This is a genomic window from Granulicella sp. L46 (genome assembly GCF_009765785.1).
In the GTDB taxonomy this organism is placed as follows: Bacteria; Acidobacteriota; Terriglobia; order Terriglobales; family Acidobacteriaceae; genus Granulicella.
Genome location: NZ_LMUT01000003.1, coordinates 426,505 through 444,302 on the forward strand (window position 1 = coordinate 426,505; position 17,798 = coordinate 444,302).

Consider the following 17,798-nt stretch of genomic DNA (forward strand, 5'->3'; position numbering starts at 1 on the left):
CACTCCCATTCGCAGTAGCTCCCCCGCTCAATCTTTCTGCTCGTCCGCTCCTCGGCACCCCCGTTCTAGCGTGATTCCGCACCACCCCCCTCGCCACATCCCATCCCGCAAAAAATATGGAAACTACTCAGGTACTCATGACCATCTCCGAGTTAAAAGAAAAGAGCATTGCCGAACTCGGCAAGCTCGCCCGCGCTCTTGAAATTGCCGGCACCAGTGCCCTGCGCAAACAAGACCTCATCTTCAAGATCCTCCAGGCCCAAAGCGAAAAAGAAGGCCACATCTTCGCCGAAGGCGTCCTCGAAATCCTTCCCGACGGCTACGGCTTCCTCCGCTCCCCGGACTACAACTACCTCCCTGGCCCCGACGACATCTACGTGTCGCCTTCTCAAATTCGCAAGTTCGATCTCAAGACCGGCGACACGATCTCTGGCAACGTCCGCTCGCCGCACGAAGGCGAAAAATACTTCGCCCTCGTCAAGATCGAGGCCATCAACTTTGAGTCCCCCGAAGAGACCCGCAACAAGATCCTCTTCGACAACCTCACCCCTCTCTATCCCCAGGAACACATCAAGATGGAGACCGTGAAGGACGGCATTCCAGGCCGTGTCATGGATCTTCTCTGTCCCATCGGCAAGGGCCAGCGCGGCCTCATCGTCGCCCCGCCGCGCACGGGCAAGACCGTCCTGATGCAGTCGATCGCGAACTCCATCACCGCTAACCACCCCGAGATCGTCCTCATCGTTCTGCTCATCGACGAGCGTCCGGAAGAAGTCACTGACATGCAGCGCAGCGTCAAGGGCGAAGTCATCTCCTCGACCTTCGACGAGCCCGCAGCCAGACACGTGCAAGTAGCCGAGATGGTCATCGAAAAGGCCAAGCGCCTCGTCGAGCACAAGCGTGACGTCGTCATCCTTCTCGACTCCATCACCCGCCTCGCGCGCGCCTACAACACCATCGTCCCGCCCTCCGGAAAAGTCCTCTCCGGCGGTGTCGACTCCAACGCCCTGCAGCGCCCCAAGCGCTTCTTCGGCGCAGCCCGTAACATCGAAGAAGGCGGCAGCCTCACCATCATCGCTTCCGCCCTCATCGATACCGGCTCGCGTATGGACGAAGTCATCTTCGAAGAGTTCAAGGGCACCGGCAACATGGAAGTCATCCTCGACCGCAAGCTCGTCGACAAGCGCGTCTTCCCTGCCATCGACATCCAACGTAGTGGAACGCGTAAAGAAGAACTCCTCATCCCCAAGGACGACCTCCAGCGCACTTGGATCCTCCGCAAAGTTCTCAACCCGCTCTCGCCGGTAGAAGCCATGGAGCTCCTCTCCGACAAGCTCGGCAAGACTCGCAACAACCAGGAGTTCCTCCACAACATGAGTTCGCTGTAATTTCCTCAGGGTGGAAATAGCAGACGAAAAGGGCGCAGCCAAAAGCTGCGCCCTTCGCTTTTGCATTTTGCGCCAAGCTTCTTCCTGCGGCTCACCTGATAGTCTGTCCCAAATGACTCGAGCACTGCTGTTTGCCCTTGCCCTCACCACGTCCGTCGCCGCCCAAACACCGCTGCGCATCGAAGTCACCGTCCCCAGCGCGACCCCGCTCAACGGCCACCTCATCCTCGTCGTCGCCAAACTCCCCAAGCCTGGCGAAGAAGCAGAAGAACCGCGCAACCAGCTCCACGAAACCTACACCTCCGCAGAGGGCTTCGGCGTCGACGCCGACAACCTCGCCCCCAACACGCCCCTCGTCATCAACGCCTCGACCATCGGCTACCCGCTACCCAACCTCGCCGCTCTCGCTCCTGGCGACTATCTAGTCCAGGCCGTCTTCAACAAGTACGAAGCCTTCCACATGGCCAGCGGCAAAACCCTCATGCTCCCGCCCGATCAGGGCGAAGGCCAGCACTGGAACCGAAAGCCCGGCAACCCCTACAGCGCTCCGGTCAAGCTCCACATCGACCCCACCTCTTTGACACCCATCAAGCTCACGCTCGACAAAATAATTCCCCCACTCCCCACGCCCGAAGACGATCTAGCTGCTCTCCAGAAATCCGATCCCGACGCGGCCCGCTACCTTCGCTTCATCCGGTTCCGCAGCGACAAGCTCAGCCGCTTCTACGGCCGCGACATGTACCTCGGCGCCTGGCTCATGCTGCCCGCCGGCTTCGACGAGCACCCCGACGCCCACTACCCTCTCATCGTCTACCAGGACCACTTCCACAAAGGCATACTCAGTTTCAACAGCAAGCCCGCGCCCAACCCACACCCCGGCACCGGACCTCGCCCAGACCGCGGCCTCATCCTCTACCAAGCCTGGGCCAACGGCACCCTCCCGCACGTCCTCTTGCTCTACGTCCAGAACGCCAACCCCTACTACGACGACTCATACGCCGTCGACTCCGCCAACGTCGGCCCCTACGGCTCCGCGATTAACGACGAGCTCATCCCCGCGATAGAAAAGCAATTCCGCGGGATCGCCCAGGGCTGGGCCCGCGCCACTTACGGCGGCTCCACCGGCGGCTGGGAATCCCTGGCCACCCAGGTCTTTTACCCCGACATGTACAACGGCACCTGGACCGCCTGCCCCGATCCCGTCGACTTCCACGCATACCAGAACATCAACCTCTACGACGACCCCAATGCCTTTGTCCGCAAGGGAGACTTCGGCGAAGTCCCCGTCGGCGGCGACCGCAAGACCGACGGCTCACTCATCGCCACCGCCGAGCAGGAATTCCGCTACGAGTATGTCCTCGGCACGCACGGCCGCAGCACCGACCAATGGGGCATATGGCAAGCCGTCTTTTCTCCCATCGGCCCCGACGGCTACCCTGCCCAGCCCCTCGACTCCCTCACCGGCCAGATCGACCCCAAAGTCGTCGCCTACTGGCATGACCATTACGACATCAATTCCATCCTCCAGCGTGACTGGCCCACCCTCGGCCCCAAGCTTGAGGGCAAACTCCACATCGCGGTAGGCGACGCCGATACCTACTTCCTCAACAACGCCGTCCACCTTCTGCAGAACTCCCTCGACGCCACCCGCAACCCCCACTCCGACGCCCAGTTCCAGTACGGTCCCGGCCAACCGCACTGCTATACCGGCGGCCCCTCCGAGTACACCATGCAGCAGAACAACGCCAACTGGCTGCAGCGCATTCTCCCCCAGATGACCGCCCACATGTTAGCCACCGCTCCCGCCGGCGCCGACACGAAAAGCTGGATCTACTAACCAATTTTCTTAACCAACGCCTCGCCATCGTTCTTGCGTTTTACCCCCGCAGGGGATCCGCCTTCCCCACCTGCTCTCCCGAAGGAGCCGGCAAACTACCCTCCCCCGCCTGCGTCGACGACTCCCCCACCGCCCGATACCGCATGTTCGGAAACGCCTCTGGATACTTCGCTTTCACCCACTCCATCATCTCTTCCCTCACCAAACATTGCAGGTTAAACGCCGTAGCCGAATCCTTCGCACTCATCAAACACCGCACCTCCATCGCCTGCGGAGTCAGGTTCGTCACCTGGCACGCCAACGCCACCTCATTCCACAGCTCCGACCCCTTCACCACCACCTCCAGCTGCGCCCGCAGCTCCTTCACCGGCACCATGTAATCCAGGTACAAAAACACGTACGTAAGAATCGCCGAGCTCTCCCGAGTCCAGTTCGCAAACGCATTCTCGATGAACCAACTCAGCGGCACAATCAGCCGCCGCAAGTCCCATATCTTGATCACCACATACGACGACGTGATCTCCTCAATCCGTCCCCACTCCCCCTGCACCACCACCACATCGTCAATTCGTATCGGCTCGCTGATCGCAATCTGCAACCCCGCTAGAAAGTTCGAGGCGGTAGACTTCGCCGCGGTCGCCAAAATCAGCGAGGCAATTCCCGCCGACGCCAGCAACCCGCTCCCGTACTCCCAGAGGCGCCGGTCGTCAAACGTCCACAGCAGCGCTGCAGCTGTCAGCACCATCACAAATACAATCGCAATTCGCCGAAACACCTGGAACTGCGTATGAACCTTCCGCGCCCGCATATTATCCGCAGCCGTCAGGTCGTACTTGCGCAGCAGAAAGTCCTGCGCCACATACACCAGTCCAGTGCAGAACCACCCCAACGCCACTATCACCAACATGAACAGGCTATGCATGATCATGTGCCGAAATTTCCCCGACATAGTCGGCACAAACGGCAGTGCAATCCATACGCACGTCAGCAAAAAGATCGCGCGCGCCGGTCGTCCCAGGTGCCGCTGCAGTCCCCACCCCAGCTTCTTGCCCACCGCCGCGTCGCGTTTCAGCAAACGAAACAGCAAATAATGCACCAGGTTTGCCAGCACCAGCGCGCCGCAAAAGAGAAAGATCACGACAAACCAAGGATGGTGGTGATACATCATCTTCATAAGCCGAACTCCTTCACGGATGGGTTCATCCTTGCATAGTCAAATCGTTAGACGCCATCTTTCACTGCCCCGAAAATCCCTTCCTACGAATTCCCTCCCCTCCGAACCCGAATCCTCCGTCCCCGCGAAACATCTATACTTAAACGATGCCGCAGACTCAACTACCGCGTACACTAGGCCAGCTTCGCTCCTCTGAATTCACCCCCGAACGCGTCGGTCGCAGCGTCAAGGACGAGCTCCGCGACAACCTCATCGTGCGTCTCCGCGAGATCGCCCCCGGCGGCAAGCGCGAAGGCGAGTCCCTCTTCCCCCGCATCATCGGCTTCGACGACACCGTCGTCCCTCAAATCGTCAACGCCGTCCTCTCCCGCCACAACTTCATCCTCCTCGGCCTCCGCGGCCAGGCCAAGTCGCGCATCCTTCGCTCCCTCACCACCCTCCTCGACCCCCACTGCCCCTACGTCGCCGGTTCTGAACTCCGCGACAACCCGTACGCCCCGCTCAGCAAATTCTCCCGCGACCTCATCGCCTCGCTAGGCGACGACACCCCCATCGCCTGGATGACCCCGCGCGAGCGCTACGTAGAAAAGCTAGCCACACCCGACGTAACCGTTGCCGACCTCATCGGCGACGTCGACCCCATCAAGGCCGCCCGCTCCGGCCACGAGCTCGGCTCCGAGCTCACCATGCACTACGGCCTCCTTCCCCGCGCCAACCGGGGCATCTTCGCCATCAACGAAGTCCCCGACCTCGCCGGCAAAATTCAAGTCGCCCTCTTCAACATCATGCAGGAAGGCGACGTCCAGATTAAGGGTTACCCCGTCCGCCTCGAGCTCGACGTAGCCATCGTCTTCTCCGCCAACCCAGAGGACTACACAGCGCGCGGCAAAATCGTCACCCCCCTCAAGGACCGCATCGGCAGCGAAATCCGCACCCACTACCCCGAGTCCATCGACGAAGCCATCAGCATCACCGAGCAGGAAGCCTGGACTGAGCGCTCCTACGACCCCAGCAACAACGCCATCCAGAACATCATCATCCCGCACTACATCCGCCAGATCGTCGAGCAGGTAGCCTTCATCGCCCGCGAAGACAAGAAGGTCGACAAGCGCAGCGGCGTCTCGCAGCGCCTCCCGATCTCCACCATGGAACTGGTAGTCTCGAACGCCGAACGCCGCGCATTAATCCACGGCGAGTCCCTCGTAGTCCCTCGCGTAGGCGACATCTTCGCCGCACTCCCCGGCATCACCGGCAAGATCGAACTGGAGTACGAAGGCGAGATGAAGGGTGCTGACATCGTCATCCGCGAGCTCATCCGCCAATCCGTCGCGAACATCTACGACACCTACTTCGCCGACGCCAACACCCAGCAGATCGAGCAGTGGTTCAACCTAGGTGGCGCCGTCGAGCTCAACGACAAGCAGCCCGCACAATCCGTCTTCACCGAGCTCCACACCATCCAGGGCCTCTTCGAAAAACTCACACCCCTCAAGATCAACTCGCGCACCCCGGTAGAAGTAGCTGTCTCCGCAGCCGAGTTCCTCCTCGAAGGCATGACAGCCCACAAGAAAATCTCCCGTTCCGAAGCCCGCACCTTCACCGCTGGCGAAAAGCGCAAGCGCAACGAAGACGCCGCCAACTTAGGCGAGCGAGCCCGCGAACGCCTCCAGGACCGCGACATCGACGACATAGCCCGCAACCGCACACGCCGCGGTTTCAACTAGAGGCCTTCTGTGCAGTATCCATTCCCGGTGCACGACCAGAACGAGCGGCCATTGAAGGGCCCAGGCATGAGCGATCGCGAGGCCCTGCGTCGTATCCGCCCGCGAACCCTGCGCGACAAAAATTCCCTTCTCTGGTCGTTTGTCTGTTTTGTTCTTATCGTTTTGTTCGTGCTCTTTGTCGGCAGTGTGATTCATATCTCTCCTTTAAGCGGGAAAGACTTGCGCGTCACGCAAACACCCGACTCCCACCGTTAGCGAGAGCAACCGCCGGGTGCCCCATTCATACGCGCACTTGCGGATGAGTGGGATGTACGATGTCCGGAGTATCACCGCTGTCGCCTTCTCTATCCCCTGTCGCCATGCCCGAACTCCCCGACATCACGGCCTATCTAACCGCCCTCGCCCCGCGCGTCCTCAACCAGCCCCTCGAGCACCTCCGCATCGCCTCGCCCCTCCTCCTCCGCACGGCCATCCCACCCATCGCCTCCATCGAAGGCCAACCGATCCGCGCCCTCCGCCGCATCGGCAAGCGCATCGTCTTCGCCTTCGACGACGAACTCTTCCTGGTCCTCCACCTGATGATCGCCGGCCGCCTCCACTGGCGCGATCTCGACCCGAAAAAACCCCGTCCCACCCTAGGTGGCCGCAACAACCTAGCCGCCTTCGACTTCCCCAACGGCACCCTCACCCTCACCGAAGCCGGTACCAAGCGTCGCGCCGCCCTCCACCTGGTCCGTGGCGAATCCGCATTAGCCGACCTCGACCCCGGCGGCCTCGACCCCCTGGCCCTCACCCTCGAAACTTTCCAGCAAACCCTCACCGCAGAAAACCGCACCCTCAAGCGTGCCCTCACCGACCCCCGCATCCTCTCCGGCATCGGCAACGCCTACTCCGACGAGATCCTCCACGCCGCCCAACTCTCCCCGCTCGCCCAAACCCGCAAGCTAACCCTCGAAGAATTCCAACGCCTCTACACCGCCACACGCGACACCCTGGAAACATGGGTAGCCCGATTCAACGCCGAAGCCCAAACAAAATTCCCCGAAAAAGTCACCGCCTTCCGCCCCGACATGGCAGCGCACGGCCGCTACCTCCAGCCCTGCCCCCGCTGCGGCTCGCCCATCCAACGTATCCGCTACGCCGACAACGAGACCAACTACTGCCCCGCCTGCCAGACCAACGGCAAGGTCCTCGCCGACCGCAGCCTCTCCCGCCTCCTAGGCTCCGACTGGCCCCGCACCCTCGACGAGCTCGAAGCCCTCAAGCGTAAGTGACGCAGCATCCGCGCCTCCACTAAACTTCCTCCATGCGCCTTCCCGCCCTCTTCCTGCTCGCGCTACTCACCTCGTCCCTCGCTCTCGCCCAGCACCTCAACCCCCGCGCCTCCTTCCTCGACGTCCCAGCCCGCCAACAGGCCCTAGCCCCCACCACCAACCCTCTCCTCCTCGCCGCCATCAAGAGCCTCCACTCCTGCGTCGCCACGCCCACAGTCCCCGCGCCACCCGTCCCCATGGACATCCCGCACCACTACCTCTCCGGCTCCAGCGGCCCCATCAACCCCGCCGAAGCCGTCGCCACGCGCCCTTACTCTGACTTCGAGCACCGCATCACGGACGGCATGAACCAGTACGTCGCCACCAACAACCACGCCGAATCCGCCTGCGCCCTCGCCCAGCTAGACACCTGGGCCCAGGCCCACGCCCTACTCGACTACCCGCCCCGCTCCCAGTCCTGGTACCAAGTCGAGTGGACCCTAGGCGCCGCCGCCATCACCACCTCCGTCCTCGTCAACGACCCCACCCTCAACCCCGCGCAGCTCCACCGCGTCATAACCTGGCTCGACGCGGTCTCCCGCAAAGACCTCACCTTCGAGCGCCCCGAAGACATGAACAACCACCACTACTGGCGCGCCCTCGCAGCCACCGCCACCGGCGTCGTCGCCTCCGACGACACCCTCTTCCACTACGGCATCACCGCCTACAAAGATGCCATCAAAGAAATCGACCCCGCCGGCGCCTTCCCCCGCGAGATGGCCCGCCACGAAAACGCGATCCACTACCAGGGTTTCGCGCTACCCCCCCTCATCCTCATCGCCGAGTTCGCCTCCCGCCAAGGCATCGACCTCTACGCCTACCAATCCCACAACCGCTCTATCCGAGACGCCATCCTCTTCTACGGCCGCGCTGTCGCCGACCCCAACCTCGTCAAGCCCTACACCTCCGACGCCCAGAAGGTCGACTTCCACGCCAACGACTTCGCCGCCTTCAACTTCTACGTCGCACACTACGGCACCGACGGCCTCCCACCTTCCATCACCGAAGCCCTCCAACAACCCACCACCGAAACCCGCATCGGCGGCAACACCACAGTTCTCGCCGCTAAATAACGCGAATACCGCGATGACTTCTGCTTATCCCTCCCATACCGCATCACATGCCGCTGTATCCTGAAACCAGAGGGTTCCCATGTCCACTACCCAAACCATCTTCGACATCACCGCCCCCACCTACGACGCCGACCGCGCCAAGCTCATCCCCTGCTTCGACGCCTTCTACCGCCGCACCACCGATCTTATCGCCCACGACGCCAAGAACATCCTCGACCTCGGTGCCGGCACCGGCCTGCTCTCGCAGTTCGTTCGTCAGTGGTACCCCGACGCCCACATCGTCCTCGCCGACCTCTCGGAACCCATGATCGCGAAGGCGCGCGAGCGCTTCGCCAACGATAACAACGTCACCTTCGAGGTCACCGACTACACCACCGCGCCCATCAACGGCACCTACGACTCCATCGTCTCCGCGCTCTCCATCCATCACATCGACCACGATGCCAAGCGCGCCCTCTTCGCCAAGATCTTCCGCGCGCTCCGCCCCGGCGGCACCTTCGTCAACGCCGAGCAAGTCGCCGGCCCCACTCCCGCCCTCGACGCCGTCTACAAATCCCTCTGGCTCCAGCAAGTCCGCGAAGGTGGAGCCACCCCCCAACAAATCGCCGACTCCCTCTACCGCCAGCAGGATGACCGCTGCGCCTCCGTCGAAGAGCAGCTTCACTGGATGCGCGAAGCCGGCTTCACCGACGCAGACTGCTGGTTCAAAGACAACCGTTTCGCCGTCTTAGCCGGTACCCGCCCCGCCTAGTTTCCCCCTCGGCTGCGCTCTTCCCACCGCGACATCCTCTCAAGAGCGTTCAGCGCCCGCACGTTCACGCTGTCATCCTGAGCGAAGCGCAGAGCGCGCAGCCGAAGGACCCGCCACCAATCCGATCCAGACCCGCGGCCCGCGCCTTCCACCCATAAACCCCGCCGTTGCCCTTGCCTTTCTTTCTGTCATTCCCTCTGGGAATCTGCTGTGTCGCCCGCCCCGAATCCACAACCCCCGCCAAGCGTCTAATCTATAACCAGCGCGGATTCGTCTTTCCCTATCCTCTATCCCTTACCCTCTACCCACTGCCTTATGAAACTCACCCGCTACACCAAGTTCACCGGCGACCTCTCCTCGAGCGTAGGCCTCGAAGACCTCCTGCAGGCCCTCTCCGACTTCCTCCTCGACTCCGGCTTTCAGGACCCCTATTCCCCCTTCCAAAACGCAGACGACTCCATGGAGAGCCTCCGCGAGGCCATCCGCCAGGCCCTCGAATCCGGCGAGCTCCTCGATGAAGACGCCCAGGAGCAGTTCGAAAAACTCGACGCCGCGCAAGTCGAAGAACTCATCGACAAGATCATCCAGCGCATGAAGGACGAGTCCTACCTCAACGCCGAAGAACCCTCCGAAGGCCAGGGCGCCGCCGGCGAGGGCAACGACACGGACGCCAAATTCGAAGTCACCGACAAGGGCATGGACTTCCTCGGCTACAAAGCCCTCCGCGACCTCCTCGGCCCCATCGGCAAATCCTCCCTCGGCCGCCACGACACGCGCCACGAAGCCGCCGGCGTCGAAACCAACGGCTCCTCCAAGCTCTACGAGTTCGGCGACTCTCTCAACCTCGACATCCCGGCCACCCTCAACAGCGTCTTCGCTCGCGAAGGCCCCCCCGACGGCTCCGGCGTCCTCAACCTCGAGTATGGCGACCTGCAAGTCCAGCAAGCCGACTACCAGTCTTCCTGCGCCACAGTAGTTCTCCTCGACTGCTCGCACTCGATGATCCTCTACGGCGAAGACCGCTTCACCCCGGCCAAACGCGTAGCGATGGCGCTAGCCCACCTCATCCGCACCCAATACCCCGGCGACTCCATCGACCTCGTCCTCTTCCACGACTCCGCCGAGCACATACCCATCTCGCAACTCCCCCGAGTCAAAGTCGGTCCCCACTACACCAACACCCGCGAAGGCCTGCGTGTAGCCCAACGCGTCCTCCGCGGCTCCGGCAAAGACATGAAACAGATCGTCATGATCACCGACGGCAAACCCTCCGCCCTCACCCTCGACGACGGCCGCATCTACAAAAACGCCTTCGGCCTCGACCCCATCGTCATCGCCGAAACCCTCGAAGAGGTCAGCCGCTGCAAACGCGCCGGCATCATGATCAACACCTTCATGCTAGCCAACGAATTCCAGCTCATCCAGTTCGTCCAGAAGATGTCCGCGATGTGCCGCGGCAAAGCCTACTTCACCACCCCGCAAACACTAGGCAACTATCTCCTGATGGACTTTATGTCCCGCCGCTCCAAGCAGGTAAATTAGCGGCACCGAAAGAATTCATCCGCTCGCTCTGCATCATGCAAGCAAGTCAACTAGGCAGCTCCACCAGCCGCAAGCGCCTTGATATCCTTCACCTCAAGCACCTGCTTCGGATACCCCGCCAGCACGCTGTTGATCATAGCCAGCCCAACCTCGCGCATCGTGCACCCCTGGTTCGGCAGCACTCGATACAGCACCGGAATTATCCAAGCAAAATATTTGTAGTACGACGGAACATTCCGCTGCCCCGCAGTCGCCCCAATGTATCCCGGCCGAAAGTTATACACCCCCCGAAACCCAATCCTCATCAGCGCATTCTCCGTCCGCCCCTTCACCCGCGCCCACATCACGCGCCCCTTCTCCGAACTATCCGTCCCCGCACCCGAAACATAATCAAACACCATCCCCGGGTTCAACCCCGCCAGCACCTCGGCAAAGTGCAGCGTCACGTCATACGTAACGCGCGTGTACTCGTCTTCCTTCATCCCCACCGAGCTAACGCCCGCACAATAGAAGCACCCGTCATATCCACTCAACTGATCCTTCACGCCGTCCAGTTCCATGAAGTCCGGCACCAGCAACTCCTTTAGCTTCGGATGCGCTCGCCCGAACGCCTTGCGCCCCACCAGTAGCACCTCCTCAACCTCCGGATGCGTCAGGCACTCCAGCAGCACACCCTCACCCACCATTCCCGTAGCGCCCGTAATGATCACCTTGATCGCCATCAGCCCTCCATCTATTTCGCGTCCATAAACGCAGCAATGTGTTCGTTCAAAAACTTCTCATCCGCAGGACTAGCCCCCGCTCCCGCCGGATGTCCCCACAAGCTCGGTATCGGCAGCAGCGTAACCCGCGGAATAAACTGCGCTTCATACTGCGCATCCGTCACCGGAAAATACAAATCCGTAGCCGACGGCATAAACAACACCGGCACCTTAATCGACGCCAGCGCCTTCTTCTCATCCCCGCCAAACCCCGGCGTCGCGCCCACATCGTTCTTCTCCCAAGTCCGCATCTGCAGAATCAAATTGTTAGCATCCGCCCCGGGAATAAAATCGGTCTTGTACTGCTGCACCACCTGCTCAAACGTCGTACCCTTCGGCGAATCCGTCCGCCACAGCTCCTGCCTCCACCACTCCTGCGAGTAGAGCCACCCCGTCCACATCAACGAGAACTCCTCAATCCCCTTCTTCGGCTCGACCGTATAGTCCCCACCCTTGAACGCATCATCCGTCTCGATCGCCCCAATCTCCCCCTCGTTCCGCACAATGCCGTGCCCATACGTTTTGGCCGTCCCACTCGTCGCCACAATCCGGTCCATGAAATCCGGATAGCTCACCGCCCACTGAAACGCCTGCTGCGCCCCCATCGAAAACCCAATCACCGCCCGCAGATGCTTCACCCCAAGTTGTTCCGTCAGCATCTGATGCACAGCGTTCACGTTGTCCCGTATCGTCATCACCGGAAACCGCGGCCCATGGAACGGCTCCGGCGTATTGCTCGGCGAGCTCGACCGTCCATTCCCAAACAACTCACTCGTAATCAGAAACAGCTTCGTCGGATCGAGCGCCTTCCCCTTCGCAATTCCGCCCTCCCCGATCAACCATCCATACCCATGCATCTCCGCCATGTAGTGCGAAGGCAGCAGCACCGCATTATCCCCCGCGGCATCCAGCTTCCCATACGTGCCATACACAATCTTCGCCTCGGGCAGCACCACGCCACTCTCGGTCTTAAAGTTCTTGATCACGAACTCATGCTGCACCGGCTCCTTCGACTCCACCTTCGCCTGCGCCCGCACCACCCCACCTGCACACCCCACCACCACACACAGCCACATCATCCGCTTCCAAACCATCGCGCTCCTCCATTCACCCACAACGAGCCCAGCCTACACCAACGCCCCAATCCCTATCCCCTATCTCCTGCTCTTCTCCCACACGCGATACACGCCCCACGCTGCCGCCGTGCAGTTATCCATCACGCGCCCATCCAACAGCATCGCCTCAAACTCACTCACGGCCACGCGATGCACCGTCATGTCATCTTCTTCCGGATCGCGCGCAGTCTCTCCCGACGTCAGCCCCTCGGCCAGGAACACATGATGAATCTGCCGCATCGCTCCATAGGCAATCCACAAATCGGCCAGCGGAGTCATCGTCTCCACACGCAACCCAGTCTCCTCCGCCAACTCCCCCCGCGCCAACTCCTCCGCATTCACTTCCGCGGTCTCCCACCCACCCTGCGGCAGCTCGTAATACGTCCCACCCACCGTGTAGCGGAACTGGCGCACCAGCCACACAAACTCCCCATCCTCCGTCCTCTCCAGCGGAATCACAATGCAAGCCGGGTCTTTATCCATCACCCCATAGATCCCGCGCGTCCCCCTGCCGCCCGGACCCACGCCCCGCTCAATCACATCCTCCCTCACCCTGCACCAAGGATTCCGATATACCTCGCGGCTACTAATCGTCTTAATCGACACCTTATCCCCCTCTGTGGATGTCGCCATTATCGCAGCGTCTAATGCACCTCGCGGTCTTCCGCCTGCTCGGTCGTCGACATCAACACCGCGATCGTCATCCCGGGCAACTCAATCTTCCCCTCCGCAACCGCCACCCCGTCGCGCGAAACCAGCGTCAGCTTCTCCCCCTCCAGCAAATCAAAAGGGTAAGGCTCCTCCCCCAGATTCACTACGATCCGCGCTTCATCCCTCACGATCACCAGCGTCCGCCGCGCCTCGTCACTCGACACCAGCAGATGTTGCATACTCCCATCATTCAACGCCACCGTGCATCGCCGCAGCTTGATCAGCGACTTCGTCCACGCCAGCATCTCCCCATGCTTACCCTCGCCAATCTCACTCCAATTCAACTTCGATCGCTCGAACGTCTCGATCTCCTCGGGATTCGGAACCTCGTCGCCAAATCCAAACACCGCAAAGTCGCGCTTTCGCCCCTCTGCCACCAACTTACGCATCTCGTCATCTTCATGATCCGCAAAATACTGGAACGGCGTCGACGCAGCGAACTCCTCGCCCATAAACAGCATGGGAACATACGGCGCCATCAACACCAATCCAATCGCGACCTTCGCAGCATCCAACCCGCACAGCTGCTCCAGCCGCTCACCCTTTGCCCGATTCCCCACCTGGTCATGGTTCTGATCGAAGTGCACAAAATGGTGCGCCGACAAACCCTCCGCCAATCTCCCATGCTTACTCTTCCTGTAACTCGAATACTGTCCGTCATACACATACGCATGCTTCAACGCCTTGTGTAGATCCGACAGCTTCCCGAAATCTCCGTAATACCCCCGATCCATCTCCTTCGTGTACAGCAGCGAAAACAGCGCATGATGGAAGTCATCGCTCCACTGCGAATCCATCCCATACCCATGCGCCTCGCGCGGACGAATCACTCGCGGATCATTCAGATCGCTCTCCGCAATCAAATAAAATTCTTTCCCCACCGTCGAACTCAACCGCTCCACTTCAGTCGACAACTGCTCCATAAAATGCACCGCCGACCGATCGATATACTCGTGCACCGCATCGAACCTCAATCCATCACAGTGATAATCCTTCAGCCACATCAGCGCGTTGTCGACGAAGAATCGCCGCACCTCGTCGCTACCACCCTCATCCAGATTCACCGCATCGCCCCACGGCGTCTTATGCTTCTTCGTCAGGTACGGCCCAAACTTGTTCGCATAACTCCCCACCGGCCCAAAGTGGTTGTACACCACATCCAGAATCACGCTCAGCCCTCGCGCATGGCTCGCGTCTACAAATCGCTTCAATCCATCGGGCCCACCATACGGCTCGTGCGTCGCGAACAGTGCGACACCGTCATACCCCCAACCCCTCTGCCCGGCAAATTCCGCCACCGGCATCAGTTCAATATGCGTGATCCCAAGCTCGGCAAGATAATCCAGGTGCTCAATCGCTCCATCGAACGTTCCAGCCTCGCTAAACGTCCCAATATGCAGCTCGTACAACACTGCCCCCGTCTTCGGAGACCCCCGCCACAACTGGTCATGCCAAACAAAGTCCTCATGGTTGTAAAGCCGCGACGGCCCATGCACACCATCCCTCTGGCATAGACTGCGCGGGTCCGGATATGCCATCGGATCATCATCGACCAGAAATGCATACGTGTCACCACACTGCGCATCCTCCACCACAAGCGTCCACCACCCCCGCTTGTTCGGCCCCTTCATTGGCAACACCTGGTCGCGCCACTTCACCGACATTGTTTTCGCCCGCGGTGCCCACACTCCAAACTTGTGCATCTCCTACCTCTCGTTCTCAATTTTGTAATCCGCGCGTGAGCGCAACACTCAGCCTTCGCGCGTCAATAATGCCACCGGAAAATCCCTTAGCAACTCGCCCACCGGCACTTTTCCGCCCTCAACCACCGCACACGTAAGCCGGTTCTTCCACCGCCCCTCCGGAACATCTACGGCCGTCTCCCCCCAAGCCCTCCCCTCATGCGACCACCGCGGCACCACCGCCAACACACGCTCCCCGCGCCGATACGCAACCACCCGCTCACGCTCCGTCCCCTCCACGTCCAGCGACGCATACTCCGCCGCCGGTCCAAACCAATCCGGATGCTCCTTCCGCAACAGCAGCGCCTTATGCACCACCCAAAGCTTTGGCAATCCCTCGTCTCCGCGCTCCAACACCTGCCCCACCTTCAACAACTGCATCTCCTTCAGCAGTCCAGCACGCCGCTCATAATCCACCGGCCTCCGATTGTCCGGGTCCACCAGCGAAAAATCCCACAGCTCCCCGCCCTGGTACAGATCGGGAACCCCCGGAGCCGTGTACTTCATCAACGTCTGTGCCAGCGAGTTGGTACGTCCCGCCGTCGCAATCTCACCGACAAATTTCTCCAGCTCCGCGACAAACTCCTGGTCTCCAAGGATCGCGTCAATATATCCGCTCAATGCATTCTCATACTCCGCATTATTCGCGACCCAGCTCGTTCGCACCTTCGCTTCCCGCATCGCCTTCTGCATGTACTCCCGCAGCCGCTCCTCGCTGATCGGCCACACGCCAACCAGCGTCTGATAAAGAAACCACTCCGTGCCGGTGTCAATTTGATCGCCACTTCTAAACTTCGCATTGTGCGTGCTCCACCGCCGCACCACCTCTGCAAACGTATCCGGCATCTCGGTGAGTACGATCATCCGCGCCCGCACATCATCACTGCGCTTCGTATCATGCGTGCTCAACGCCGTCATCGTCGTCGGAAACGTCTGCTGCATCCTCACCTGGTAGTTATGAAAATGCTCCAAAGTAAATCCATCACAGTCCGGATCGCCGCCAACCTCATTCATCGCCGCCAACCGGTTCCAGCAGTAATACGCCGTGTCCTCCACGCCCTTCGCCATCACCGGAGCGGTGAACTGCTGAAAGCGATTGACGAACTCCGTCTCTGTTTTCCCAATCACTTTCAGCGTCAACACGTCGCGCATAAAGTCGAACAGCCCCCCGTCAATGTCCGCTCGATTTCCCTTCGCGCTCTCGATCGCCCGACGAATTCGCTTGCGATCCTCTTCTCCAATCTCGTTTCGCTCCGGCACCACGTACGTTCGATACACCGAGAAGCAAGCCGCCACCTCACGAATCGCCCGCCGTATCTCCGCCCGCGTAAAATCCCGCTGGTCTCGATTGCTCTCGCAAATATCCACAAACAGCGTCGTCAGCCGATTCACATCGCTGCCCAGCGCCTCCTGCTCCACCGCAATCTTCTTATCGTGCGCCACCCCAGGAAAATCCGAGTCGTCCCCCGTGAACGCCGTGTAGTGCTCGCCCAGCTTCTTCAGTCCTTCGCGATTCACAAGCACGCCCATCGCGATGTTCAGGAAGTCATACCCGCTCGTCCCCTCGATCGGCCAATCCTCGCGCAGCCACTCGCCCGGCTCCAAGATCTTCTCCCCAACAATCCAAGCCTCCGGCGCGCGCTCCCGCAGCCGCTCAAAGTATTGCTTCGGATCCCTCAATCCATCGGGATGATCCACACGCACACCATCCAGCAGGCCCTGCTTCAACCACTTCAAAATCAGCGCATGCGTCTCATCAAACACAAACTCGCGCTCCACCCTCAGCCCGATCAGCGTATTCACATCAAAGAAGCGCCGATACCCCAACTGCTGGTCCGCTGTCCTCCAATACGCCAGCCGATAGAACTGCTGCGACAAAAACTCATCCAGCGCGTCAACACTGCTATTCACCTCGCTCACCACGCGATCGATCGCCTCCGACACATCCGCGTCCTCACGGCACAAGCGATCCAGCAACCCAACCACCACTTTCTTATCCCGATGCCGTGCCAATATCGTCCGGCGATCCCAGAAGTCAGGCGACGGCAATCGCGCAAAGCTCGCACTCGCAAAACTCAACGCATCACTCTTTGCATACTCCGCGGCCTTTCCCAAAATAATCGACAGGCTTGCCGGCGAAACCGGAAATGTCTGCCCCGCCGCCTCCACCGTAAACCGTGCGCCTTTGCGCTTCACCACCACTTTCCCCGCGCTCAACGCCCGCCCATACTGCTCCGCCAGGATCGGCACCAACACCTTGTCCCGCAACCGTTCTTCAGACGAATTCCAATCGATATCAAAGAAGCTCGCATAGCGGCTGTTCGTGCCGTTCTCCAGCACATCCCACCAATACTTATTCTCCGCGCCTAGACTCATGTGATTCGGAACAATATCCAGCACCTGTCCCAGCCCGCACTTCTCCAGCCGCTTGCAGAAGCGCTCATGCGCCTGCGCGCCGCCCAGTTCCTCATTCACCCTGCGATGATCCACCACGTCATAGCCGTGCATGCTTCCCGGCGCCGCCTGCAGATACGGCGAGCAGTACACGTGCGTCACCCCAAGCGTCTTCAAATACTCCACAATCGCCGCAGCATCGTCGAACGTAAACTCTCGATGCAGTTGCAGACGGTAGGTCGAACCCGGCACACGCCTCATACCTTATCTGCT

The 17,798-nt window shown here is 60.6% G+C and carries 14 protein-coding genes; 8 read left to right on the top strand and 6 right to left on the bottom strand.

Annotated features, from left to right (window positions below; translation table 11 throughout):
• Window positions 1–137: 137 nt before the first annotated feature.
• Together rho and GSQ80_RS02760 are read left to right on the top strand one after the other, a co-directional pair.
• Entirely contained in the window at window positions 138–1,388 is a 1,251-nt protein-coding gene (rho, locus tag GSQ80_RS02755; protein WP_158785972.1) for a transcription termination factor Rho, read from the top strand.
• Window positions 1,389–1,500: 112 nt separating this feature from the next.
• On the top strand, window positions 1,501–3,225 hold the full coding sequence (locus GSQ80_RS02760) for an esterase (protein ID WP_158785973.1): 1,725 nt from the start codon (window positions 1,501–1,503) through the stop codon (window positions 3,223–3,225).
• Between the two features lie 40 nt (window positions 3,226–3,265).
• Here GSQ80_RS02760 and GSQ80_RS02765 read toward each other — a convergent pair whose 3' ends face one another.
• Entirely contained in the window at window positions 3,266–4,399 is a 1,134-nt protein-coding gene (locus tag GSQ80_RS02765; protein ID WP_158785974.1) for a mechanosensitive ion channel family protein, read from the bottom strand.
• A 146-nt stretch (window positions 4,400–4,545) separates the two neighbouring features.
• Here GSQ80_RS02765 and GSQ80_RS02770 point away from each other — a divergent pair, with 146 nt between their 5' ends.
• The 6 genes from GSQ80_RS02770 (at window position 4,546) to GSQ80_RS02795 (ending at window position 10,802) form a co-directional block, all read left to right on the top strand.
• Complete coding sequence (locus tag GSQ80_RS02770; RefSeq protein WP_158785975.1) at window positions 4,546–6,123, top strand: sigma 54-interacting transcriptional regulator; 1,578 nt, start codon at window positions 4,546–4,548, stop codon at window positions 6,121–6,123.
• Window positions 6,124–6,189: 66 nt separating this feature from the next.
• Window positions 6,190–6,378, top strand: a complete 189-nt coding sequence (locus GSQ80_RS02775) for a hypothetical protein (protein ID WP_158785976.1) — start codon at window positions 6,190–6,192, stop codon at window positions 6,376–6,378.
• A gap of 59 nt (window positions 6,379–6,437) precedes the next feature.
• Window positions 6,438–7,397 carry an Fpg/Nei family DNA glycosylase gene (locus tag GSQ80_RS02780; RefSeq protein WP_254059396.1) on the top strand — a complete coding sequence of 320 codons (960 nt, stop codon included), beginning with the start codon at window positions 6,438–6,440 and terminating at the stop codon, window positions 7,395–7,397.
• A 32-nt stretch (window positions 7,398–7,429) separates the two neighbouring features.
• A complete protein-coding gene (locus GSQ80_RS02785; RefSeq protein WP_158785977.1) occupies window positions 7,430–8,509 on the top strand; it encodes an alginate lyase family protein in 1,080 nt (359 codons plus the stop codon).
• A 79-nt stretch (window positions 8,510–8,588) separates the two neighbouring features.
• A complete protein-coding gene (locus tag GSQ80_RS02790; RefSeq protein ID WP_158785978.1) occupies window positions 8,589–9,260 on the top strand; it encodes a trans-aconitate 2-methyltransferase in 672 nt (223 codons plus the stop codon).
• A 315-nt stretch (window positions 9,261–9,575) separates the two neighbouring features.
• Window positions 9,576–10,802 carry a VWA domain-containing protein gene (locus GSQ80_RS02795; RefSeq protein WP_158785979.1) on the top strand — a complete coding sequence of 409 codons (1,227 nt, stop codon included), beginning with the start codon at window positions 9,576–9,578 and terminating at the stop codon, window positions 10,800–10,802.
• A 50-nt stretch (window positions 10,803–10,852) separates the two neighbouring features.
• On the opposite strand, the gene GSQ80_RS02800 is transcribed toward GSQ80_RS02795, so the two are convergent.
• From GSQ80_RS02800 to treY, 5 genes are read right to left on the bottom strand one after another with little or no spacing between them, the layout of a single operon-like run.
• A complete protein-coding gene (locus GSQ80_RS02800; RefSeq protein WP_158785980.1) occupies window positions 10,853–11,524 on the bottom strand; it encodes an NAD-dependent epimerase/dehydratase family protein in 672 nt (223 codons plus the stop codon).
• Window positions 11,525–11,535: 11 nt separating this feature from the next.
• Entirely contained in the window at window positions 11,536–12,657 is a 1,122-nt protein-coding gene (locus GSQ80_RS02805; RefSeq protein ID WP_254059397.1) for an alpha/beta fold hydrolase, read from the bottom strand.
• Window positions 12,658–12,717: 60 nt separating this feature from the next.
• Entirely contained in the window at window positions 12,718–13,311 is a 594-nt protein-coding gene (locus GSQ80_RS02810) for an NUDIX hydrolase (protein WP_158785981.1), read from the bottom strand.
• 11 nt (window positions 13,312–13,322) lie between these two features.
• Window positions 13,323–15,092 carry a malto-oligosyltrehalose trehalohydrolase gene (treZ, locus tag GSQ80_RS02815; protein ID WP_158785982.1) on the bottom strand — a complete coding sequence of 590 codons (1,770 nt, stop codon included), beginning with the start codon at window positions 15,090–15,092 and terminating at the stop codon, window positions 13,323–13,325.
• A 48-nt stretch (window positions 15,093–15,140) separates the two neighbouring features.
• A complete protein-coding gene (gene treY / locus GSQ80_RS02820) occupies window positions 15,141–17,786 on the bottom strand; it encodes a malto-oligosyltrehalose synthase (protein ID WP_158785983.1) in 2,646 nt (881 codons plus the stop codon).
• Window positions 17,787–17,798 lie beyond the last annotated feature (12 nt).